The sequence below is a fragment of the Rhodococcus sp. ACT016 genome (assembly GCF_050477185.1).
In the GTDB taxonomy this organism is placed as follows: Bacteria; Actinomycetota; Actinomycetes; order Mycobacteriales; family Mycobacteriaceae; genus Prescottella.
The window spans coordinates 5,299,018-5,319,381 of the sequence record NZ_JBEAET010000001.1; the positions used below are offsets into that span (position 1 = coordinate 5,299,018).

23 protein-coding genes are annotated in these 20,364 nt (G+C 68.9%); 7 read left to right on the forward strand and 16 right to left on the reverse strand.

Annotation, left to right across the window (positions count from 1 at the left end):
- Positions 1 to 304: 304 nt before the first annotated feature.
- The 6 genes from ACQ5DX_RS24265 to ACQ5DX_RS24290 form a co-directional block, all read right to left on the reverse strand.
- Positions 305 to 517 (reverse strand): hypothetical protein, encoded by a 213-nt coding sequence (locus ACQ5DX_RS24265; protein WP_430335020.1) that lies wholly within the window; start codon positions 515 to 517, stop codon positions 305 to 307.
- Positions 518 to 600: 83 nt separating this feature from the next.
- Complete coding sequence (locus ACQ5DX_RS24270) at positions 601 to 2,118, reverse strand: sodium:solute symporter family protein (RefSeq protein WP_430335021.1); 1,518 nt, start codon at positions 2,116 to 2,118, stop codon at positions 601 to 603.
- Position 2,119: 1 nt separating this feature from the next.
- A complete protein-coding gene (locus ACQ5DX_RS24275) occupies positions 2,120 to 2,395 on the reverse strand; it encodes a hypothetical protein (RefSeq protein WP_430335022.1) in 276 nt (91 codons plus the stop codon).
- A 30-nt stretch (positions 2,396 to 2,425) separates the two neighbouring features.
- The gene (locus tag ACQ5DX_RS24280) at positions 2,426 to 3,787 is read right to left on the reverse strand and encodes an ArgE/DapE family deacylase (RefSeq protein ID WP_430335023.1); all 1,362 of its coding nucleotides are present in this window, start codon (positions 3,785 to 3,787) and stop codon (positions 2,426 to 2,428) included.
- Positions 3,788 to 4,046: 259 nt separating this feature from the next.
- A complete protein-coding gene (locus tag ACQ5DX_RS24285) occupies positions 4,047 to 4,244 on the reverse strand; it encodes a hypothetical protein (RefSeq protein WP_430335024.1) in 198 nt (65 codons plus the stop codon).
- A 27-nt stretch (positions 4,245 to 4,271) separates the two neighbouring features.
- Entirely contained in the window at positions 4,272 to 4,709 is a 438-nt protein-coding gene (locus ACQ5DX_RS24290; RefSeq protein ID WP_430335025.1) for an SPW repeat protein, read from the reverse strand.
- A 228-nt stretch (positions 4,710 to 4,937) separates the two neighbouring features.
- Here ACQ5DX_RS24290 and ACQ5DX_RS24295 point away from each other — a divergent pair, with 228 nt between their 5' ends.
- The gene (locus ACQ5DX_RS24295) at positions 4,938 to 6,083 is read left to right on the forward strand and encodes a patatin-like phospholipase family protein (RefSeq protein ID WP_430335026.1); all 1,146 of its coding nucleotides are present in this window, start codon (positions 4,938 to 4,940) and stop codon (positions 6,081 to 6,083) included.
- 623 nt (positions 6,084 to 6,706) lie between these two features.
- On the forward strand, positions 6,707 to 7,051 hold the full coding sequence (locus ACQ5DX_RS24300) for a hypothetical protein (protein ID WP_430335027.1): 345 nt from the start codon (positions 6,707 to 6,709) through the stop codon (positions 7,049 to 7,051).
- Positions 7,052 to 7,080: 29 nt separating this feature from the next.
- On the opposite strand, the gene ACQ5DX_RS24305 is transcribed toward ACQ5DX_RS24300, so the two are convergent.
- Positions 7,081 to 8,676, reverse strand: coding sequence for an FMN-binding glutamate synthase family protein (locus ACQ5DX_RS24305; protein WP_430335028.1), 1,596 nt, complete (start codon positions 8,674 to 8,676; stop codon positions 7,081 to 7,083).
- A 171-nt stretch (positions 8,677 to 8,847) separates the two neighbouring features.
- On the reverse strand, positions 8,848 to 9,708 hold the full coding sequence (locus tag ACQ5DX_RS24310) for an SDR family NAD(P)-dependent oxidoreductase (protein ID WP_430335029.1): 861 nt from the start codon (positions 9,706 to 9,708) through the stop codon (positions 8,848 to 8,850).
- A 231-nt stretch (positions 9,709 to 9,939) separates the two neighbouring features.
- On the opposite strand from ACQ5DX_RS24310, the gene ACQ5DX_RS24315 reads away from it, so the two are divergent.
- A complete protein-coding gene (locus tag ACQ5DX_RS24315) occupies positions 9,940 to 10,467 on the forward strand; it encodes a hypothetical protein (protein ID WP_430335030.1) in 528 nt (175 codons plus the stop codon).
- Positions 10,468 to 10,534: 67 nt separating this feature from the next.
- A complete protein-coding gene (locus ACQ5DX_RS24320; protein WP_430335031.1) occupies positions 10,535 to 11,563 on the forward strand; it encodes a hypothetical protein in 1,029 nt (342 codons plus the stop codon).
- 22 nt (positions 11,564 to 11,585) lie between these two features.
- Here ACQ5DX_RS24320 and ACQ5DX_RS24325 read toward each other — a convergent pair whose 3' ends face one another.
- Entirely contained in the window at positions 11,586 to 11,879 is a 294-nt protein-coding gene (locus tag ACQ5DX_RS24325; protein WP_430335032.1) for a hypothetical protein, read from the reverse strand.
- 10 nt (positions 11,880 to 11,889) lie between these two features.
- Between ACQ5DX_RS24325 and ACQ5DX_RS24330 the strand changes: the two genes are divergently transcribed.
- Positions 11,890 to 12,351 (forward strand): hypothetical protein, encoded by a 462-nt coding sequence (locus tag ACQ5DX_RS24330; RefSeq protein ID WP_430335033.1) that lies wholly within the window; start codon positions 11,890 to 11,892, stop codon positions 12,349 to 12,351.
- Between the two features lie 10 nt (positions 12,352 to 12,361).
- Here the strand turns inward: ACQ5DX_RS24330 and ACQ5DX_RS24335 are convergent, their stop codons facing one another.
- The 5 genes from ACQ5DX_RS24335 to ACQ5DX_RS24355 are packed head-to-tail and all read right to left on the reverse strand — an operon-like array spanning position 12,362 to position 15,744.
- Complete coding sequence (locus ACQ5DX_RS24335) at positions 12,362 to 13,312, reverse strand: CopD family protein (RefSeq protein ID WP_430335034.1); 951 nt, start codon at positions 13,310 to 13,312, stop codon at positions 12,362 to 12,364.
- A 13-nt stretch (positions 13,313 to 13,325) separates the two neighbouring features.
- Entirely contained in the window at positions 13,326 to 13,874 is a 549-nt protein-coding gene (locus ACQ5DX_RS24340; protein ID WP_430335035.1) for a copper resistance CopC family protein, read from the reverse strand.
- Positions 13,871 to 14,527 (reverse strand): YcnI family protein, encoded by a 657-nt coding sequence (locus ACQ5DX_RS24345; RefSeq protein WP_430335036.1) that lies wholly within the window; start codon positions 14,525 to 14,527, stop codon positions 13,871 to 13,873. The genes ACQ5DX_RS24340 and ACQ5DX_RS24345 overlap by 4 nt, the downstream gene beginning before the upstream one ends.
- Positions 14,528 to 14,570: 43 nt before the next feature.
- Positions 14,571 to 15,101, reverse strand: coding sequence for a hypothetical protein (locus tag ACQ5DX_RS24350; RefSeq protein ID WP_430335037.1), 531 nt, complete (start codon positions 15,099 to 15,101; stop codon positions 14,571 to 14,573).
- A 13-nt stretch (positions 15,102 to 15,114) separates the two neighbouring features.
- Positions 15,115 to 15,744 (reverse strand): DUF6474 family protein, encoded by a 630-nt coding sequence (locus tag ACQ5DX_RS24355; RefSeq protein WP_430335038.1) that lies wholly within the window; start codon positions 15,742 to 15,744, stop codon positions 15,115 to 15,117.
- 121 nt (positions 15,745 to 15,865) lie between these two features.
- Here ACQ5DX_RS24355 and ACQ5DX_RS24360 point away from each other — a divergent pair, with 121 nt between their 5' ends.
- On the forward strand, positions 15,866 to 17,515 hold the full coding sequence (locus ACQ5DX_RS24360) for a TM0106 family RecB-like putative nuclease (RefSeq protein WP_430335039.1): 1,650 nt from the start codon (positions 15,866 to 15,868) through the stop codon (positions 17,513 to 17,515).
- 131 nt (positions 17,516 to 17,646) lie between these two features.
- Positions 17,647 to 18,156: a pyridoxamine 5'-phosphate oxidase family protein gene (locus ACQ5DX_RS24365; RefSeq protein WP_430335040.1), complete on the forward strand. Its 510-nt coding sequence runs from the start codon at positions 17,647 to 17,649 to the stop codon at positions 18,154 to 18,156.
- A gap of 12 nt (positions 18,157 to 18,168) precedes the next feature.
- On the opposite strand, the gene thrS is transcribed toward ACQ5DX_RS24365, so the two are convergent.
- Positions 18,169 to 19,401 carry a threonine--tRNA ligase gene (gene thrS / locus ACQ5DX_RS24370; RefSeq protein ID WP_430335788.1) on the reverse strand — a complete coding sequence of 411 codons (1,233 nt, stop codon included), beginning with the start codon at positions 19,399 to 19,401 and terminating at the stop codon, positions 18,169 to 18,171.
- Between the two features lie 177 nt (positions 19,402 to 19,578).
- Positions 19,579 to 20,346 (reverse strand): SDR family NAD(P)-dependent oxidoreductase, encoded by a 768-nt coding sequence (locus ACQ5DX_RS24375; protein ID WP_430335041.1) that lies wholly within the window; start codon positions 20,344 to 20,346, stop codon positions 19,579 to 19,581.
- Between the last annotated feature and the right edge of the window lie 18 nt (positions 20,347 to 20,364).

Consider the following 20,364-nt stretch of genomic DNA (forward strand, 5'->3'; position numbering starts at 1 on the left):
CCTATGTAGCCGATAGTCGGCACGTATCCAGCGTTGCGGAAGGGCAAGTTTGCGCCCACCTCCAGGTAAGCGCCGCAGGTCAGCACTCGGCAGCACAGTACCGACTGAACGGTCCCATGTGACGAAAATGGGTAAATCGGTAGCCGCTCGAGCGCATGCGACAGCGCAACTGAACCATGCTGATCGAAGCACGATTGGGAGTACGCGAGCGTGCCGTCACTCCAGCGGGCCGGACCGGGAGTCGCCTGAAGGCGTTCGACGGCGTACGGTTCCGCGGTCACCGGCTCGACGGGCGTTTCGCGAATCACAGGGGAATGGGTGCGTTACCGCTCGATCCGCCTCGTCGGATCCGCTGCTCCGCTCGTTTGCTCCGCAGGCGCGCTGCGGCCTCCTGCACCCGAATGCGGAAGCGCGGGAGAGTCATACCGAATCTGACGAAGGTGTCCTCGGCCGGCGGCCCACCGAACGGTGCCCAGCGGGCGGCGAAGGCGAGCAGGTCGTGATCGTCGTGGCCCATGGCGTGCGACCTTTCCGTGGGGAATGGGACGGGAAACGAGAACTGCCTCGGCAGCGACCGTGGTCGCTGCCGAGGCAGTCGGGTCAGATCTTGGCTTCGGCGGGGCTGATGATCGGAGTGGGGCGGGCCGCCTCGACGAAGAGGGCATCGACGCGACTGCGCTCGTCGTCGCTGATCCCTGTCATCGCTGAGACGGCAAGGTAGACAACCAGGTTGAGTGCAAGGGCCACGACGCCTCCGGTGAGGCTCCCGAGCCCGGCGATGTCGTCCGGGTAGAACCATGTCAGCGCGATCGCGGTCAGGAAGCCCACGGACATCCCGGCGACGGCGCCGTACTTGTTGCCGCCGCGCCAGAAGATCCCGAGGAAGAGCGGAACGGCCAACTGGACGATTCCCTGGTAGGAGATCTGCGCGAGCAACTGCAGCCGGGTCATGTCGAAGGTCAGGTACGCGACCAGTGCGGCCGCTGCCATGAAGACGACCATCGAGGACTTCGCGACGTAGGTGAGCGTGGTGTCGGTCAGCGGACGCTTCTCCGAGCGGATGATGTCGTTCGCGATCTGCAGACCGCACACCTGGACGCTGCCGTCGATGTGACCCATCGACGCGGCGAACACCATCGTCACGGCAAGACCCAGCATCCAGGTTCCGCCGTAGTCGAACATGAGCGTGAACCAGCCGTTCTGAGGCGCCTCGGCGACGTCGGGCAGCACCGAGGCGGCGATCGCGAGCAGCATCAGCAGGGAGTAGAAGACGCCCGAGAGCACGACCGTCCGGATGGTCCCCGACTTCACCGCCCGCACTCCCGACGCGGTGTAGATGCGCTGGAAGCTGGTGGGCCAACACAGGGAGCCGATGACTCCGGTGAAGATAAGGCTGAACAGATAGAGCGCGCCGTAGCCGTCCCCGTCGCCGGGAACCCGCAGCATCTGCTCGGGCACGGAGGCGAGGGTCGCGAAGCTGATCGGCGATCCACCGAGCCCGAACAGCATGAACAGACAGACCAGGGCGGCGACGACGTACGCGACGATGCCCTGGAATACGTCGGTCATGATCAGTCCGCGCATGCCCATCTTCACGGTCCAGAACTGCCGGATCACGATCATGGCCAGTCCCACGAGCAGCGAGGTGGTGAGCGACCAGCGGCCCTCGCTCGCGACCTCGAACAGCTGCCCCAAGGCCTGCATGCCGAGGACGACCCACGGGAACAGCGACACGACGCCGATGAGACTCGCGATGACCTTCACCGCTCGGGAACCGAACCGCATCTCCAGCAGATCCGGTTGTGAGCGCAGGTTGTACCGGGCGCCCCAACGCCACGCGCGGGTCGCCATGAAGTACATCATCGCCACGCCGAGGCTCGAGTACGCGAGTCCGTAGAATGCGAAAACGCCTGCACCGGCGGCGATTCCGAAGAAGGCGATGAAGACCGCGCCGGGCCACCACGAGTTCACGTACGACATGGCCACGAACCATGGGCCGTAACTGCGTCCGCCGACCGAATATTCGGTGAAGGACGGCTTCTCGTTGCGCTGGGTCGCGTACAGGATGTAGATGACGATCGCGTAGAACACCGCGATCATGCCGAGCATGATCGCCATGTCACTCACCGCCCGTCGGGATGGTGGCCGGCAGGTCCTCGTCCAGTTCGCCGCGGATGTCCTCCACGATGTACAGCGCCCACAGGGCGAGTCCCAGGATCACGGCGTCGAACAGCCAGTACGTGATGGCCCAGGGAAGCCCCAGGACGAGAGTCGCCGATCCGCTCGACGCGAGATAGAAGGGCGGGAACAGTGCCATCGCCAACGTGACCAGATAGATGGCACCGAAGACGATCCGAATCGTGCGTGGGTCGAGCCCACGAATGAAGTCCTTCATGGGTTGGAAACCTTTGTGTGGTCGGGGAGATCAGGAGGCGCTGCCGCACCAGTCGAGAGCGAGGGAGGCAAACGTTTTTGCTGCAGTGTGAATCTCGTCGACGAGACAGTATTCGTCGTCGGCATGGGCGACACGCAGGTCGCCGGGGCCGTAGCTGATCGCGGGAACGCCCGCATTGGTGAGGAACGAACAGTCCTCCACGGCGCAGAAGCCGGCGACGGTCGTCGGCCCAGCGTAGGGCGCGCTACCCGCTGCCCGGCCGTGCGCGCGGCTGACAGCCGACACGATGTCGTCCGCGGCCGGGCCGGGATCGTTCGCGGGCCAGTTGAGCTTCCATTCGACCGACGGAGGATTCTCCCGCAACCAACCGTCGGTGCGGGCGATCGCCTCGATCTGCGCCTCGATCTCCGCCTTGACGTTCGCCGGATCCTCCTGCGGCGGATACCAGACGCAGTACTCGATCGTCATGTACTCGGACAGGATGAAGGGCACGAGAACGCCGTGCGGTCCACCCGTAACCACACCGGGATGGATCGTGAAATGACCGGGGGAGAAGAGCGGATGCGTCTTCGTGAACGCCCACTCCTCCTCCAGGCGCTGCAACGCCTGGAACACGAGCATGCCCTTGTCGATCGCGTTCACGCCGATCGACGCGCCGCCGCCTCCGGCGCGTATCGTCTGGCCGCGCATCGAGGAGTGAGTTGCCTTGCCGCCCACGGTTACCGAGAACCACAACAGCCCCGGGGTGACCGGGATGACGCCGAGTGCCGTCGGACCGCTGGGTTCTGCGACCACCGCCGCGTCCGCGCGGTACCCGTGTTCGAGCGTCGACGTCACGCCGCACTCGTGGTCCATCACCTCTTCACCGACGACCGCCTGGATGATCAGATCGCCCGACAACTGCACACCCGCACGCTGCAGTGCCTTGACCGCGAACGCCTGCGCGACCAGACCGGCCTTCATGTCGCTGGCGCCGCGCCCCCAGATCCGGTCGTCGTCGATCCGGCCGGAGAACGGGTCACCGGATTCCCACTTCGCGGTGTTACCCGGGGGCACGACGTCCACGTGTCCGTTCAGGATGAGTGACCGCCCACCGCCGCTGCCGGCGATCGTGCCGACCGCGTTGGTGCGGCCCCGTTCGACCGCCCAGCGCTCGACGTCGGCGCCGGCATCCTCGTACACCTCCGCGAGGATCTCGCTCACTCGGCCCTCGAGGCCCACGACCTCGTCGTAGTTCTGCCCGGGGTACTTGGGGTTGACGCTGGGGATCGAGATGATCTGCGAGAGCATCGCGGTCATCTCGTCGCGCAACGAGTCGACCGCGTCGAACACCCTGCGCTCGACGGCCCCGTCCGGGGCTGTCGTATCCGTGGTTTCTGCCAGATCAGTCACCGTGCACTCCTGAAGGATCGGGTCCCGCCGCGAATCGCGGGGACGAGCGCGTCGGCCTCGCCGACGGTGCCGCGGCGTCGTGCCGCGGCACTCCTCACGCTATGAGTGATCCAGATCACCGACTATCGGGTGATCGGCCCAATCGATGCAGGTGAACGAGCGCGGGTATCCGTCATTCGACGGATACCCGCGGACGGATCAGGGCAGCCGTGGCTAGGCTGCCGAAGGTCTGGAGGAGGACGTACGGGGCGCCCAGTCGTCACTCGTCGCCGGGCGGGAGCACCCGCCACAGCGCGACGACGGCGATCACGGCGAGGATGCACAGGAACCCCAGCGTGGCCGCCATCGGCAGCGAGCCGGCCAGACTCACGGCGACCGCCACGACGACGACCGCCGACACAGTGACGCCGACAACCAGCAGGTGCCGGACGGGCCTGCGTTCAGGCTCTTCCGGCATCGCGGCCGTCGGCGTCGATTTCTGCCGTTACCGGCGCGAACCTCCTCGCGTCATACCCATGCCCATGATCGCAGCCCCGAGAACGAGGACCACGGCACCTACCACCACGTTCGACCAGATCAGCCCCGCGGACCTGCTCACGTTCGACACGAGCCACGGCGAGACGATCAGCCAGACCCCCAGCAGAGGCGCGACGAACGTGATGCCGTGAGTGCGTGAGAACGTCGTGGCGTGACCGACGGCCAGCAGCGCGACGGCGAAACCGGCGAACAGATTGCACATCGTCAATGATGTCTGTCCACTGAACCCGACGATCCACGGTGACGCGGCCGCGTAGAGGCCGGCCAGAACCATCAGGCCCTCGACGACCTGGGGGACGGCGCTGCCCCCGAACTCGTCGTAGCGGGCGCGGAGTTCTGCGATGTCAGGGTGGGTTTCCATCGACATGGACGGTGTTGTCGACATGACGGATCATCTCCTCGACCTTGTGTCCCAATATCGAGACTAGTCCGCTTCCATGTACTTCCGCGATCACAGAACGATCCACGCGCCGGACTGCGAGAGGCGCGTCGACGGTGCTGCGCCTCTTCCGACGCTCCTTACGATGGGCACTGAACCCCGGACACTTCTTCGGTTTCCGCGCCCGATACTTGGAATATGTAGCGGCCGTTCGGTTTTTGGAGGTGGCTGTCGATGCCGCAGCGCACAGGGTTGGTCGTCGCGGGGGCGGGCGCGCGGGGCGCCTACGAGGCGGGCGCGCTGTCGGTGCTCGTGCCATGGATGGCCTCGACCGGACCTGCCCCGAGTGTGCTCGTGGGGACCAGCGCCGGTGCCATCAACATCGTCGCGCTGGCCGGGCTCGCGCACCTCGATCCCGCGGAGGCGGTCGACAGGTTGATCGCCACGTGGTCCGCCGTGCAGCTGAGCGACGTGTTCGTCCTGTCCAGTGGTGTCGCGACGGGCATTCGATACCTGGAGCAGCTCTTGGGCGTACCCGCTCGGCTGCCCAGTCTCCTCGACACCGAGCGCCTGCGTGGTCGGCTTGCACACTGGCTGCCCCTCCACTCGTTGCACCGGAACATCGACGACGGCCGGATCGACGCGGTCGCCGTGACCACGACATCCACCGCCACCGGTAGCACCGTCGTGTTCGTGGAGAAGAACCCGTCGATTGCCTTGCCCCCGCCCGATGTCGGCCGCAACATCACCTATGTCGAAACGCGGTTGACCGTGGAGCACGTCCTGGCATCGGCGGCGGTGCCGTTGCTGTTCCGCCCGGTCCAGGTGCGCGAGCCCAAGCGGTGGCACGGCTGGTACGTCGACGGCGGGCTGCGATTGAACGCTCCGTTGACACCGGCGATCGCATTCGGCTGTGAGCGACTCGGTGTCGTCGCGACCCAGCCGATGACCTCCACCACCTCACCGCCGCCTTCCGCGCGTCCCCGTACTCGTGGCGAACCGGCGACTGACCGTGCACAACCCGACGTGTACGCCGTCGCCGCACTGACGATGCGGGTGCTACTCGCGGACCGGATGATCGAGGATCTGCACCGACTCGCCGATCGCGGCCGTTCCGCGGCGGCGATCGATGTGGCCTTCGCGGGACCCCCGGCCGGTCGGCGCGGCGATATCGCCGCGCTGGCCGACGATGCGTTCCACGCTCGTTACGGCAAGCTCGGTGCAGCGCGGAACCCGTCTATGTGGTTGCTGTCGCGTTTGATCGGCGGTGACCCCGATGATCACGGCAACTTGTTGAGCTATCTGTTCTTCGATCCCGCGTTCACGCGACGCGCCGCGACTCTGGGGCGCAGTCATGCGCTTCGGCAACTTTATTCGTAGGTGCGTTTCGCGCGTAGCAGTGCCATTCTGGAACTGATCCGATTCGCCCGCACCGAGGCTGCGGTTTCGTGGTGGATCCGACCGGTTCCCACGAGAGGTGGGTGCCTATCGCCGGCGGCGTCGGTCGACCCGTCGCGATTGCGAGGAGGTGAGGGCGTCATGAGTTCCTATCACAGTCCGTGCCCCACCGTTATCGCAGCCAGTGCCGCTTAGTGCCGCTCAGTACCGGAGCGCACGCTTCGACCGGAACACACGGTTGTCCGTGGACGCCTGTGCCTTTCGAGTCGACCCGGCCGATGCGCGATTGCGCCGCATGCGTCGGCCGTCTGCGTTGACTGTGCGATCGAATCGAACCGCGCCTGTGGAGGGCCAGTGCTCCACAGTACGAAGAAAGGACTCATCCGATGTCACGCGTATTACCCGATGGCGTGCAGCCGCTTTCGCTGCACGACCTCGATCGGGGTTTCGTAAGGACCAGTAATGGATCGGACACTCGCACGTGGGCAAGTCGACCGAGTGCGATTCACGACCTTCCCGCGAAGATCGACTTCGAAACCGGTTGTCGGACATTTGGTCCAGACGATCGGGTTCGGCGGGATGGTCGGGGATCGGACTCGTTGTCGGTGTCGACCGAACCGATCACCGGGAGCACCGTCGCATCCGGTGTGGCGGCCCCCGGGATCGGTCAGGTGGTGACCGCTGCGCTCGAGGAAGTCGCTCTGGCCGTCATGGTGGGCAGCCTCACCGGAACGATCGCTGGTGCGACAATCGGTGGCCTGCTCGGCGGTGCCGGCCCGGCCTTCACCGGCGTCCTGTTGCCCGAATCCCTCGCGACATGCATCGGCGGCGCCATGATCGGCGCGCCGATCGGGGCGCTCGCCGGCACGGTCGCCGCCGGTGGTGGGGGACTGCTCGTCGCCTCGACGAAGATCGCGCTCAGTCTGGTGTCGAGTCCGCGACAGCCGTGAGTGCCGGCGGGCGTGGCCGTCCCGGTGCCTCATGCGCGTGGGACCGGCCCGAAGTGGTCCGGCGAGGCGGCTGCCCAATCCGACGCCCAGGACTTCGGCGGTTCGGCGAGCAGTTGACCGGGACGCAGCCATTCGTAGAGCTCGGTGTACGAGCGAATCGTGGTGGGAGAGACCTTCTTTCGAAGCATGTCGGTGGTCAGGTCGCCGGGTTGCCGCGCGCCCATCGAGGCCATGAGCTGGACGGCCTGACGTACCGTCGCCTCGTGGTAGCGCTGGACCCGTGCGGCCTTGTCCGGCACGTCGAGCGCCCTGGCGCGGCGAGGGTCTTGCGTGGCGACGCCGACCGGACACTTGTTGGTGTGGCAGCGCTGCGCTTGAATGCAACCGACTGCCATCATCATTGCCCGGGCAGCGTTGGTGTAGTCGGCGCCCTGGATCAGCCGCTTGACGATGTCGTTGCCGGTCGCAACCTTGCCGCTTGCGCCGATCTTGATCTGCTCGCGGAGCCCGGTGCCGACCAGGGCATTGTGCACGGTCATCAGCCCGTCGGTGAGCGGTAGCCCCACGTTGTCCTCGTATTCGAGTGGGGCGGCTGCGGTTCCGCCCTCCGCGCCGTCGACGACGACGAAATCGGGTGCCGTTCCCTCTTCGAGGATCGCCTTGCAGATCGCGAGCAGTTCGATGCGCGAGCCGACGCACAATTTGAATCCGATCGGCTTCCCTCCGGACAGGTCCCGCAGCGTCGCGATGAAGCGGATCAGCTCGCGGGGCGTACGGAAGACGGAGTGTGCCGACGGGCTGACGCACTTCTCGTGGGCGGGTACCCCGCGATAGCGGGCTATCTCGTTGCTGACCTTCGCGGCGGGCAGGACACCACCGATTCCCGGCTTCGCTCCCTGGCTCAGCTTCAGCGAGATCGCCTTGACGTGGTCGTGTGCCGACTTGTCGGCGAACTGCACCGGGTCGAAGTCACCGTCGGCCGTGCGGGTTCCGAAGTATCCGGAGCCGATTTCCCAGACCAGATCACCGCCGCCCTCGAGATGGTAGGGAGTCAGCCCGCCCTCGCCGGTGTCATGGGCGAAACCCCCTCGGGCCGCCCCCGCATTCAGAGCTCGCAGGGCATTCGCGGAGAGTGCCCCGAAACTCATGGCGGAGACGTTCAGGAGTGACATCGAGTACGGACGGGTGCAATCGGGACCCCCGATCCGGACCCTCGGAAGGGTGTCGGGTTCGGGAACCGGAGCTGTGGAGTGGACCAGGTACTCGTACCCGACCGCGCCGACGTCACGTTCGGTGCCGAACGAGAGTTCGCCGTGGACGCCCTTGGCTCGCTCGTAGATGATCGACCGCACGTCCCGGTCGTAGGGCCGACCGTCGAAGTTCCGTTCGATGAAGTACTGCTGCAGTTCCGGCCGAATGCTCTCGAAGATGTACCGCAGATGACCGAGCACCGGGTAGTTCCGCAACACCGAGTGCCGGCGCTGAAGAAGGTCGTAGACCGCGACGGCAAACAGGAAAGCCAGCAGCACGGCCAGCGCCCACCATCCCCATCCGCCCACAGTCGCAACCACACCGATCACCACGAGGGTGAAACCGATGAGTCCGACGAGGACGAATCGCAACACGGGGAGTTCTCCCAACCCCTCCCACGACGCTCGATCCTCCAGGGAACCAGCGGGGTGGTGGCACGGTGCCATCTGCTTCCAGCTTGCCTCCGATCGAGGGGGAACGGGAACGAATCATCCGATGAAGTGCCCGCGTGCCGGCCCCGCGGTTCCGGGAGATCCCGAGACGGCTCAGATCCCGGACGCGAACCGGCGGTGCCGGGCGGCATCGGCGCGTTCGGTGCTGATCGCGTCGACCAGGCGGGTCAGACGTCCGAAGGTCGGGCCGATCCGCCGCGGGCGGTCGACGATGGCGTCGCAGATGACCCGGCCGGCCTGGTCGGGGGTGAGCGCCGACGCCTTCAGGTACTGCTCGTTCGGGGCGATCATCGCGGTGCGCACCAGCGGCATGTACACCGACGTGAATGTGATGTTCTCGTCGAGGGTTTCGGCCTGGAACGACGTGGAGACCTCGTCGAGCGCGGCCTTCGAGGCGACGTAAGCGGAGTACCCCGGTCCGCCGAACAGGTTCGCCGCCGACAAGACGTTGATTACCTGGCCGAACCGGCGTTCCCGCATGCCCGGCAGCACCCCCAGCATCAGCCGTACCGCCGCGAAGTAGTTGAGCTGCATGGTGCGTTCGAAGTCGTGCGCGCGGTCGTACGACTGGGCGAGCGAGCGGCGGATGGACCGTCCGGCGTTGTTGACGAGGACGTCGACGCCGCCGTGCTCGTCGAGGACCTTTCGGATCATCGTGTCGGACGCGTCCGCGTCGTTGAGGTCGCACGGGTACGCGAACGCCTTGCCGCCGCGCGCGGTCACGGCGTCGACGACCTCCTGCAGTTCCGGTTCGCGGCGGGCGACCAGCAGCAGGGTGGCGCCGGTGGCGGCGAGTTCGATTGCGGCCGAGCGACCGATGCCCGACGACGCCCCGGTGATCATGACGCGCCGCCCGGCCACCGCCTCGGTGAGCGTGCGGCGCCGCCGCCGCGGGAACGGGCCCCGCGTGTCGAGCGCATGCCTGGCCTGGAACCACCACCCCGTCGAAGTCATGGTGACGGATCCTATGCGAGATGAGGGCGCTGGTCGGGCGGGTTGATCGGCGGCGAAACTCGTCGACGAAATCGGGCATCCGGACCTGGTTGATGGTGCATTATGCGTACAAACAAACGTTCTGCTGGACACTTGACCAACTAGCGAGTATCAATAATCGACCCCGAATCGGACCGTTCGGTTCTTCCTCGGGGAGCTGTCCGCTCGACCCGAACGTCCCGAAGAGGAATCATGCGCAAAATCACGCTTGCCGCTGCCGGTGTCGTCGCAGCCGCCGGGCTGTTGGTCCCCGCTACCGCCGCGAACGCCGACACCTCGGCCAACACCGATGTCACCTTCGTCATCACCGGTCTGGGCGGCAACCTGTCCCTGATCACCGGAGGCACGCTCGGCACCATCGTTCCCGGGTCGGGCGGCGCCAGCGGCACTCTCACCACCGTCACCGTGACCGACTCCCGTGACGGCTCCGGGCGCGGCTGGACCGCCACCGCGTCGTCGACCGACTTCGTCGGCACCAACATGACGATCCCCAAGAGCGCGGTCAGCTACAACGCGACGGCTGTCGCCGGCGGACTGTTAGGCGGAAGCGTGGGCTCGACCGGCGCACAGACCCTGGACGCCCCGAAGGCGGTGGTCAATCGGACCGGCCTGAACTGGCCGACCGAAATCATCACCTGGACTCCGGCGCTCACCGTCAACTACCAGGGCGGCGCCGCCATTGGGACCTACAAGGGCACTGTGACCATCTCGGTCGCCTAGAGCATTCGGCACCCACCGGCCGGGGCGCACACCCGAGTGCCCCGGCCGGCCCGCTAGAAAGTGATCCATGCGTCCCCTCTCCGCGCTGCGTAGCATCCTCGCCCTTCTCGCCGCCGTTCTCTTGGCGGTCGGGATTCCCGCGTCCGCACTCGCCGACCCCGACCAGTCGGCGGGCGGTGCGCCGGGCGGTTCGATCGGCATCCGTCTCGTCGATGCGCCGGTGGAGCTGAAGGACGATCCCCGGGCGCTTCGGTACATCGTCGACAACCTGCCCCCCGGAACCACCATCACGCGACATGTGATGGTGTCCAACGACACCGGCGCCCCGTCGAAGATCGATGTCTACGCCGGGCCCGCACGCATCGCGGACGGCTCCTTCGTGCTGGAGGAACCCGGCCAGCAGAACGCACTCACGTCGTGGACCACCGTCGACCAGCCGGCGCTCGAGCTCGAAAACGGGCAGCAGGCCGAGGTGGCGGTGACGATCGCGGTCCCCAAGGATGCACCGGAGGCCGAGCAGTACGCGGTGATCTGGGCATCGCACAAGACGCCCGCCCCCGACGGCAGCGGCATCACCAACGAGTCCCGCGTCGGCGTCCGCGTCTACCTCTCGGTGGGGCCGGGTAACGGTCCGCCCGCCGACTTCACCATCTCCGGCCTCACCCCGCGACGCGCGCCGGACGGCACGGCGTCCGTCGTCGCCTCGGTCACCAACACCGGCGGTCGCGCAGTCGATCTGGCAGGCTCCCTGAATCTCTCGGGCGGTCCCGGCGGCTTGTCCGCAGGCCCCATCGACGGTCAGGTCGCAACCATCGGGCCCGGGGAGGACGGCGAGGTCGCCATCGCGGTGCCCGACAGCAGCGCTCTGCCCGCCGGCCCCTGGAAGGCCGACGTGAAACTCGAGAGCGGCATCATCAAGCACGACATGTCGGCGACGGTCACGTTCCCCGACAAGGGCGACGGCGAATCCGTCGGCGCGTCGGATTCCACGCCGTGGCCGCTCATCATCGGGATCGTGGTGGCGGTACTCGCGGTCATCGCACTCGCCGCGTACCTGGTGATGCGGAAGCGTCGTCTCTCGAGCACGGAGCAGTAGCCATGTGGCACAACCGAATGCCTCACCCACTTCGCCTGGCCGTCGTCGTCGCCGGCGTACTGGTTCTCGTCGGAACACCGACCGCGACCGCGACGCCGTCGGATGTGACGACGGCCGATGAGGTGACGACGGCGGAAGCGCCGACCACCACGATTACCGCGCCGACGACGACGACCGCGGCGCCGACGACGACTGCCCGCCGATACGTCGCCCAGCGTGATTCCCGCGAGTCTTCGGACGACACACCCACGACGAGCGCGACCGTGACGACGACCGCGGCGCCGACGACCGCGTCCCCGTCGGCGGAGCCGACCACGCAGACGACGGTGACCACCACGGCGCCGTCGGCCCGCACTGGTCTGATCGCGACCGCGGCGCAGGGTCGGGCCGGCCTGTCCATCACCGTGGGAGGGCGCTACGGCACCATCGTCCCCGGGGCGGAGCGGGCGAGCGGAACCCTGACCCTCGTCTCCGTGACCGCCACCGGTGGTGTGGTGGGCTCGCCGGTCGATTGGACCGCCACCGCGTCGTCGACGGACTTCGTCGGCCCGAACGGCACCATCCCGAAGAGCGCCGTCACGTACACAGCGAGCGCCATCGCGGGCAATCTCGGTGGTTCGACCTCGACGCCGACGCAGACACTCGAAACCCCGAAGACCGTCGTGGCGCGGACCGGCAGCGTCTGGCCGTCGGAGACGATCACCTGGACCCCGGCGCTCAGGGTCGACTACCCCGGCGGCGCCCCCGTCGGCACGTACCGGGGCACCATCACGGTCTCGGTCGCCTAGCCGGCGCGGATCAGGCGGTGGTCGCCAGTGCCGCCGCGAGTCCGAATGCGACCGCCATCGCGGCCGATTCACCGACCGCGCGGCGCAGCGACGCGTCGGCACCCATGCGGTGGGCGGCGGCGGGGGCGACCCAGGTACGGCGCAGCCACCACCCGGCGGCGAGCAGGGCCGCGAGCGCGGCGATCTTGGCGAGCACCACCCGGCCGTACCCGGTGGTGACGAGCGGAGCGATGCCGCCGAGCCGGATCGCCGCGTTGACGACACCCGTCGCCGCGAGCACCCACACGCACCGCCACGCGATCGTCGAGTAGCGCGGCAGCAGCGTCGACCACGCCCCGCGGGAGCGGGCGGTCAGCGCGAGCACGACCAGCATCCCGAACCACGTCGCGGCGGCGAGGACGTGTCCGGCGTCGAGCAGCGATCCGAGGGTCTGCTGCGACATGTGGCCGCTGACCGGGCGGGCGATCAGCGCCAGCCCCGCCAGCGCCAGCACGGGGGCGGCGGGCCACGGCAGACGGCGCCGGAAGGCGACCGCCGACACCACGGCGACCAGGGCGGTGCACACCACGGTCGCCGCGCCGAGTCGGCCCGCGCTCACCACCCGCACGAAGTCGACGACGGTACCGGGCGAGACCGCGAACCGGGACAGGCCTTCGGCCTCGGCGGCCTCGAGGACCACCAGCACGATCTCGGCGACCGTCCACGCGCCGGCCAGCGCGGCGGTGGTCCGCCACAGCTCGCCGGGGTCGAGGGCGGGTCGGCGCTCGTCGCGCTGCAGCCACTGCCACGCGGCCGACCCGAACACCGCCGAACCGAGACCGACGGCGAGCACCCGGACCACGCTCGTGGGGGAGGGCCCGTCCGGGGTGGCGAGCAGCCACGCGAGCCCGACGCCGGTCAGCGCGGTGAGGACGACGAACAGCAGCCACGGGCGGCCGACCGCCACCGTCCTCACCCGCATCGAATACCGGCCGTCAGTCCTGGCTGCGCGGCTTGCGCAGCGCGAACCACAGGCCGCCGCCGAACACGACGACACCGACCGCGACGAATACCCAGATCAGGGCGCTGCCGCCGCCCGACGACTCGTCCGAGCTGTCGGAGGACTGACCGCCCGGCTTCGGGCCCGGCGTGCCGGTGCCCTCCTGCGTCAGCGTGAACTTCTGGGTGCCGCTGACCGGGTGGCCGTCGGCGGAGGTGACCCGGAACGCGATCGTGTAGTCGCCGACCGGGCCGAGGCCCTCGAGCGGCACGCTGACCGTGTCGCCCTGGACCGTGGGGTCACCCTTCGACCACAGGTTGCCGTCGGGGCCGACGACCGTCAGCGACGCGAACTTGGCCTGCAGCGCCTCGTTGAACTTCAGGCTCACCCGTTCGGGGGCGGTCGCGATCTGTGCGCCGTTCGCCGGATCGCTGCCCACGACCGCGGAGTGCGCGGACGCGGTGCCGACGCCGAGCATCGCGGCGAGCATCGTCACGAACCCGATCGCGATGACCCGGAGGCTGTTGACCTTGCTGCGGCTCATGATCGACGGCTCCGGACGGTCGCGCCGATGCCCAGGGCGGCGCCCAGGGCGCCCAGCACCAGGCCGATGCCGCCGAGCCAGCGGGCGGTGGTGTCGGTGGTGTTCGTGGTCTCTTCGGCGGCAGCGGGCATGTTGCCGTGCGCGTCGCCGTCACCGGTGCCGGGCGCGAGGGTCAGCGACGGGGCCGGGTTGTCGGGCTCGCTACCGTCCGGGTTGGGCTGCTCATTCCACTGCACGACCTTGCCGTCGCTGTAGGTCTGGGTAGCGGGGAACTCCACCTTGTCCTGCTCGGGCAGCGGCCCGGCGGACAGGACGAACTGCTGGAACTGGCCCGGTCCGATGCTCACGCCGGGGTCGGCCGTCCACGTCACCGACGTCGCGGTCGCGGACGCCGGATCCTTCTGGACCGTCGCCTTCCAGCCCGGCATCGGCTCGGTGCGCGCGGACTTGAGGTTCGGCAGCTGCACGGTCAGCGCGGTGGTGCCGGCCGTCTCGGACTCGGTGGGGACGCGGAACGTGAGGACGGTGTAGCCGCCCTGTTCCGCGCCGGGGGCGGCTACGGAGACGTGCGCGGAGGCCACGCCGGTGGCCAGCAGCAGGGCGCTGCCGACGGCGCCCGCCGTGATGACGGCGCGCGTGAGGATCTTCTTCATCTGTTCGGGTGTCTTTTCTGTGCGGAGGTACCGGATGCGCTGGTCAGGCGAGCACCGGTGGTCCGCGCCGGGACAGCCCGGCAGCGAGCACAGTGAGACGGGGCGCGCGGCGGTTCAGCGGCCGCGGCCGGAGGACTCGCGCCGGTTCGACCCCGAGCACGGGTGGCTCGAGGACGGCGCGCAGGACATTCGTGACGGGTCCGTAGAGCCGCTCGGCGGTGAGGATCAGGGCCGCGCACACGACGGTGGCGGCGGCGTGCGCGGCGAGCATCGTCAGCGCGGGCACCCCGAGGTGGACGTGGGCGTCGGACGCGAGCGTGAGCGCCAGGTGCCCGGCGCCCTGCCCGGCGGCGAGTGCCGCGAGCAGCGCCCAGTGGCTGCGGGTGAGGGCGGGCACGCCGCCGACGGCCGCGCCGACCCCGACGCAGGCCGCGAGCAGCAGCGTCAGCGCCGTCGTGTCCGGGAGCCCGCCACCGCCGACGCCGTGGGCGGCGACGGCCAGAGACGCGACCGTCGCCCCGACCGCGCCGCCGCGGAGGGCGGCGGTGGGGGCGGGACGACGGGCGGCGGACATGAGTCGGACGCGGTCAGCGCACGCCGAGGCGCGCCAGGATGTCGGCCTCGACGCCGTCGAGTTCGGCGGAGATGGCGTGATGGGCCTGCTTGCGACGCGCGGCCGGCATCTGCTCGGCCGCGTTGACGGCGGTGCCCAGGTCGGTGAGGCGGGAGCGGATCGCCGACGCGAACTGCTGGGTCTCCGCGTCCCCGGGGTGGCGGGTGACGATCTCGTCGACGGACTTCTCTGCGCCCGCGATGCGGGCGCTGAGCTTGGCGCCGTGGCCGGTGTACTCGCCGAGCTGGTCGACGCCGATGCCCATGCGCTGCGCGCGCTGGGAGTCGATCTGGCCGCGCAGCGCGGTGGCACCTCGGTAGGCGATCGGTACGACGACGGGGGCGAGCAGGCGCGCGACACCGAGGTAGCGGCGCAGCTGCGTGACCGTCAGGCCCTTCTCCGCGGCCTTGACGGCGGCCTTCTCCTGCGCCTTGAGGGTGGCGATCTGGGCCTTGTCGACCTTCTGCTGCGCCTTGGCGTCGGCCCGGTGCTTCTTGCGGTCGTTCTTGGCGCCGAGCTTGGCCTCGAGCTTGGCCTTGTGCTTGAGGGCCTTCGCCTCGGCCTTGCGTGTGGCACGCCGCTTACGTTTCTTGAACAACCCCACTGGAAAGGCCCCTCCATCTGGTGTTTCGGCGCAGGCGCGGACCGCGTCACAGCCTATCTGTGCATTGCAAATGCTCGTCGCTTTCGGCTTTACCCTAGGCGAGCACATAATCTTCCACATCGTGTGTTCCCCGATCGGCCCGCAGGACGGCACCGGCACCGCCGAGGCGGCGCCGGTCAGACGTGACGCTTCCGGCGCTGTGGAGGCGCCCATCCTCCTCGAGCCGGGCGCGTTGACGCGCTGCCGGCACCGGATCCACCTCGACGCCACCTATCCCGACCAGTTGGTCGGGGCGCCGGAGAACACCGGCGTCAAGCAGCGGCAGGAGGCCGCGGCCGCGCAGCGCGAGGCGGTGCGGATCCGGCTGGCGGACGCCGACCCCGACGCGTGGGTGCGGATCACCCCCGAGGGGCCGGCCGGGCAGCGGGCCCGCGCCACGCTCGAGGCGTGCCGGGCCGGGGCCGACAAGATCTGGGGCGCGGTGCTGCCGTCCGAGCGCGACACCGGTCGGCGCGGACGCGTCGAGATCCTGCTGCGCGACGCCGAGCGTGGCGGCTACATCCCCGTCATCGTCGTCAACCACAAGGTGACCGATCCGGGCAGCGGCGCCACCACGACCGGGCTGTTCGAGTGGGCGCCGGCGGTCGACGAGAGTCGCAAGGTCCGCGCCCAGTTGCGCGATCAGATGCGGCTGGCGCACGTGTACCGGATGCTCGAGCGGAACGGCCTGGCCAGCCCGTCGGCGCTGGGCGGTGCGATCGGCTACGGCGCCGACTGCGTCCTCGTCCACGACCTGTCCACCGTCCTCGACGACTACGACGAGCGCTTCGCCGACCGGATCGCCGTCGCCCGCGGCGAGGTGCGGACGGTGCCGTCGCAGATCGGCGAGTGCCGCTCGTGCCCGTGGTGGTCGGGTTGCCGGGCGAAGCTCGAGGAGACGCACGACGTGTCGCTGGTGGCGTCCGGGTCGCGCGCCGACGTGCTGCGCGGGCGCGGCGTGCGCACCATCGAGCAGTTGGCGGCGTGGGAGGGCGACGCCCCGGAGGAGTGGCCGCACAACTCGTTCCACGACACCGTCGTCACCGCGAAGGCGTGGCTGGCCGGGGCGCCGCTGGTGCGCCGCAACGACACGGTGACCGTGACCCGCGCCGACGTCGAGGTGGACGTCGACATGGAGAGCTACCAGGAGCACGGCGCCTACCTGTGGGGCACGCTGCTGAACGTCGCGGGCACGTCGGTGTACCGGCCGTTCGTGAGCTGGGACCCGGTGCCCACCGTCGACGAGGCCCGCTCGTTCGCCGAGTTCTGGACGTGGCTGATGGCGGAGCGGGCCGGTGCCGCTGCGACCGGGAAAACATTTGCCGCGTACTGCTATTCACGCTCCGCCGAGGATAAGTGGCTGCTGGACTCGGCCCGCCGCTTCGCCGGGATGGAGGGCATCCCGACCGTCGCCGAGATCCGCGAGTTCATCGACAGCCCGCAGTGGGTGGACATCTACCAGGCCGTCGGTGAGAACTTCGTGTGCCCGAACGGCAAGGGGCTCAAGAAGATTGCTCCCGTCGCCGGGTTCCATTGGCGGGACGCCGAGGCCAGTGGCGAGGCGTCGATGAGCTGGTACCGCGAGGCCGTCGGGTACGACGGCGACCCCGATCTCACCCAGCGTCAGCGGTTGCTCGAGTACAACGAGGACGACGTCATCGCCACCAAGGTGCTGCGTGAGTGGATGAGTGAGCGCGCCGCCGCCGAGATTCCGCACGTGTCGGACCTCTGAGTCCACGTCGGACATCCCGGACAATTCTCCGCACACCCCGGCCGATGGCCGGGGTGTGTTGCCTTTCCCGATGAGTTTTCATGGTTCGGGCGGTCTGTACTCGTGACAGCATCCACGAGACGGGAGACTCCATGACCGCGCAGCTGCCCACCGCCGAACTCGACCGCCGCTACAGCGCCCCCGCAAGCGAACCGACACCCTGGTCCCGGGTGGTGTCGGTACTCGAGGCCGCGGAGGTGTTCTGGTTGACCACGATCCGACCCGACGGCCGCCCGCACGTGACGCCGCTGATCGCGGTCCGGGTCGACGACTGCATGCACTTCTGCACGGGTCCGGACGAGCGTAAGGCAGGCAACCTCGACGGCACCGACGCGTGCGCGCTGACCACCGGGTCGGACGCCCTGTCGTCGGGGGCGGACGTGGTGATCGAGGGCCGGGCGGCGCGGGTGACGGACACGGGGACGCTGTCGCGGGTCGCCGACGCGTACCGGAAGAAGTACGGCCCGGACTGGACCTTCACCGTCGCCGACGGGCGGTTCGTGAACACGGTCGGCGGCCCGGCCGACGTCTTCCGTGTCGAGCCGGTCACCGTCTTCGCCTTCGCGAAAGATCCCCATGCCCAGACGCGTTGGCGGTTCTGACGTCGGGTCGTGCTAGTCCCACAGCGTGTGGCTGCGCGCCGCGACGCATTCGGTGATCCGCCCGACGACCGCGTCGACCGGTATCGGATCGAGGCGGCGACCGCCGCGTAGGCGCAGCGCGACGTGGTCGTTCGCGGCCTCCTTGGGCCCGATCACGGCTTGGTAGGGGACCAGCCGGGTTTCCCGGATCCGCGCGCCCAGGGTACCGTCGGCGCGACCGATCGCGTGGGCCCGCAGTCCGAGGTCGCGGCAGCGGTCGACGAGGCGTTCCGCGTCGGGCGCCTCGGCGTCGGTGACGGGCAGCGCCACCACCTGGGTGGGGGCGAGCCAGGCGGGAAACGCGCCGGCGTGCACCTCGATCAGATGCGCGACGACACGTTCGAGGCTGCCGATGATGCTGCGGTGGATCATCACCGGCCGGTGCTTGGCGCCGTCGGCCCCGATGTAGTTGAGCCCGAACTGTTTCGGCTGGTGGAAATCGACCTGCACGGTGGACAGGGTCGACTCGCGACCGGCGGCGTCCGCGATCTGGACGTCGATCTTGGGCCCGTAGAACGCGGCCTCGCCCGCGACGGCGTCGTAGTCGACGCCGGACGCGTCGAGGACGGCGGTCAGCACGGCGACCGATCGCCGCCACATGGACGGGTCGTCGACGTACTTGCCGCCGGGGCCGGGCAGCGACAGGCGGTAGCGCGACGCCTCGATGCCGAGCGCGGCGTGGGCACGCCGGATCAGATCGAGCGCGGCGGACGCCTCGTCGGCGACTCGGTCAGGGGTGCAGAAGACGTGGGCGTCGTTGAGCTGGATCGCGCGGACGCGGGTGAGGCCGCCGAGCACACCGGACAACTCGGACCGGAACATTCCGCCCAGTTCGGCCATGCGCAAGGGTAATTCGCGGTGGCTGTGCGACCGGGACCGGTAGATGAGCGCATGGTGCGGGCACAGGCTCGGCCGCAGCAGCACCTGCTCCGATCCGAGATCCATCGGCGGGAACATGTCGTCGCGGTAGTGCGACCAGTGGCCGGAGATCTCGTACAGCTCTCGTTTCCCGAGCACCGGCGAGCAGACGTGCCGATAGTTCGTGCGCCGCTCCAGATCGCGGATGTACTCCTCGAGTGCGTGCCGCACGGCCGCGCCGTCGGGCAGCCAGTAGGGGAGCCCGGCGCCCATCAGGGGGTCGGTGTCGAAAAGGTCGAGTTCGCGGCCGAGTTTTCGGTGGTCGATCATCGTGGTCTCCTCGTGGATGCGGAGCGAGTGACCAGACGACGAAGCCCCGGGGCACTCGCCCCGGGGCTTGGTACTGAGTCAGCTGTCAGCGCGCCGGGACACTCTCCGGCGTCGTCGTGCTCATGGCCGCGCGCTGCATAGTCGCCACGATAGCAACCGAATCAGACATGCGCATCAGGTTTTTCGATCTCGAAGTCACCGCGGCGCCATGCGCAGCGCACCGTCCATGCGGACCGTCTCGCCGTTGAGGTAGTCGTGCTCGACGAGGAACTGCGCCAGCTGGGCGTACTCGTCGGGCTTGCCCAGGCGCGACGGGAACGGGATGCCGGCCTCGAGGTTCTTGCGGTACTCGTCGGTGACACCGGCCAGCATCGGGGTGTCGATGGTGCCGGGGGCGATGGTGTTGACGCGGATGCCGACCTGCGCCAGATCACGCGCGGCGGTGATGGTCATGGCATGTACGCCGCCCTTGGACGCGGTGTAGGCGATCTGGCCGATCTGCCCCTCGAACGCCGCCACCGACGCGGTGTTGATGACGATGCCGCGCTGACCGGAGTCGTCGACCGTCGGCAGGTGCTGCATCGCGTTCGCCGCCAGGCGCATCACGTTGAACGTGCCGAGCAGGTTGACCGTGATGACCGTGCGGAACAGTTCGAGGTCGTGCGGGCCGTTCTTCGACAGGATGCGCCCCGCCCAGCCGACGCCCGCGCAGTTGACGACGATGCGCAGCGGAACCCCCGACTCGCCGATCTTGTCGACCGCGGCCTGCACCTCGGCCTCGCTGGTCACATCGGCGGGAATGAACGTCACGCCCGCGGGCACGTTGTCCCCGGCCCGCTCGATGGACTGTGCCAGGTCCAGACCGAACACGGTGGCACCCGCGTCGGCGAGGCGCTTGGCGGTCGCGGCCCCGAGCCCGGAGGCTGCGCCGGTGATCAGTGCCGCGGTTCCCTGGATTTCCACTGCAGTTCCCCTTCGCTC

What these genes read in the sequence shown, in the direction of transcription:
- ACQ5DX_RS24310 (WP_430335029.1), bottom strand. Translation starts at nt 9,708, where the DNA reads ATGACTTCGACGGGGTGGTGGTTCCAGGCCAGGCATGCGCTCGACACG.
- ACQ5DX_RS24365 (WP_430335040.1), top strand. Translation starts at nt 17,647, where the DNA reads ATGACCGCGCAGCTGCCCACCGCCGAACTCGACCGCCGCTACAGCGCC.
- ACQ5DX_RS24340 (WP_430335035.1), bottom strand. Translation starts at nt 13,874, where the DNA reads ATGAGCCGCAGCAAGGTCAACAGCCTCCGGGTCATCGCGATCGGGTTC.
- ACQ5DX_RS24345 (WP_430335036.1), bottom strand. Translation starts at nt 14,527, where the DNA reads ATGAAGAAGATCCTCACGCGCGCCGTCATCACGGCGGGCGCCGTCGGC.
- ACQ5DX_RS24270 (WP_430335021.1), bottom strand. Translation starts at nt 2,118, where the DNA reads ATGGCGATCATGCTCGGCATGATCGCGGTGTTCTACGCGATCGTCATC.
- ACQ5DX_RS24335 (WP_430335034.1), bottom strand. Translation starts at nt 13,312, where the DNA reads ATGCGGGTGAGGACGGTGGCGGTCGGCCGCCCGTGGCTGCTGTTCGTC.
- ACQ5DX_RS24265 (WP_430335020.1), bottom strand. Translation starts at nt 517, where the DNA reads ATGGGCCACGACGATCACGACCTGCTCGCCTTCGCCGCCCGCTGGGCA.
- ACQ5DX_RS24315 (WP_430335030.1), top strand. Translation starts at nt 9,940, where the DNA reads ATGCGCAAAATCACGCTTGCCGCTGCCGGTGTCGTCGCAGCCGCCGGG.
- ACQ5DX_RS24275 (WP_430335022.1), bottom strand. Translation starts at nt 2,395, where the DNA reads ATGAAGGACTTCATTCGTGGGCTCGACCCACGCACGATTCGGATCGTC.
- ACQ5DX_RS24350 (WP_430335037.1), bottom strand. Translation starts at nt 15,101, where the DNA reads ATGTCCGCCGCCCGTCGTCCCGCCCCCACCGCCGCCCTCCGCGGCGGC.
- ACQ5DX_RS24320 (WP_430335031.1), top strand. Translation starts at nt 10,535, where the DNA reads ATGCGTCCCCTCTCCGCGCTGCGTAGCATCCTCGCCCTTCTCGCCGCC.
- ACQ5DX_RS24285 (WP_430335024.1), bottom strand. Translation starts at nt 4,244, where the DNA reads ATGCCGGAAGAGCCTGAACGCAGGCCCGTCCGGCACCTGCTGGTTGTC.
- ACQ5DX_RS24295 (WP_430335026.1), top strand. Translation starts at nt 4,938, where the DNA reads ATGCCGCAGCGCACAGGGTTGGTCGTCGCGGGGGCGGGCGCGCGGGGC.
- ACQ5DX_RS24290 (WP_430335025.1), bottom strand. Translation starts at nt 4,709, where the DNA reads ATGTCGACAACACCGTCCATGTCGATGGAAACCCACCCTGACATCGCA.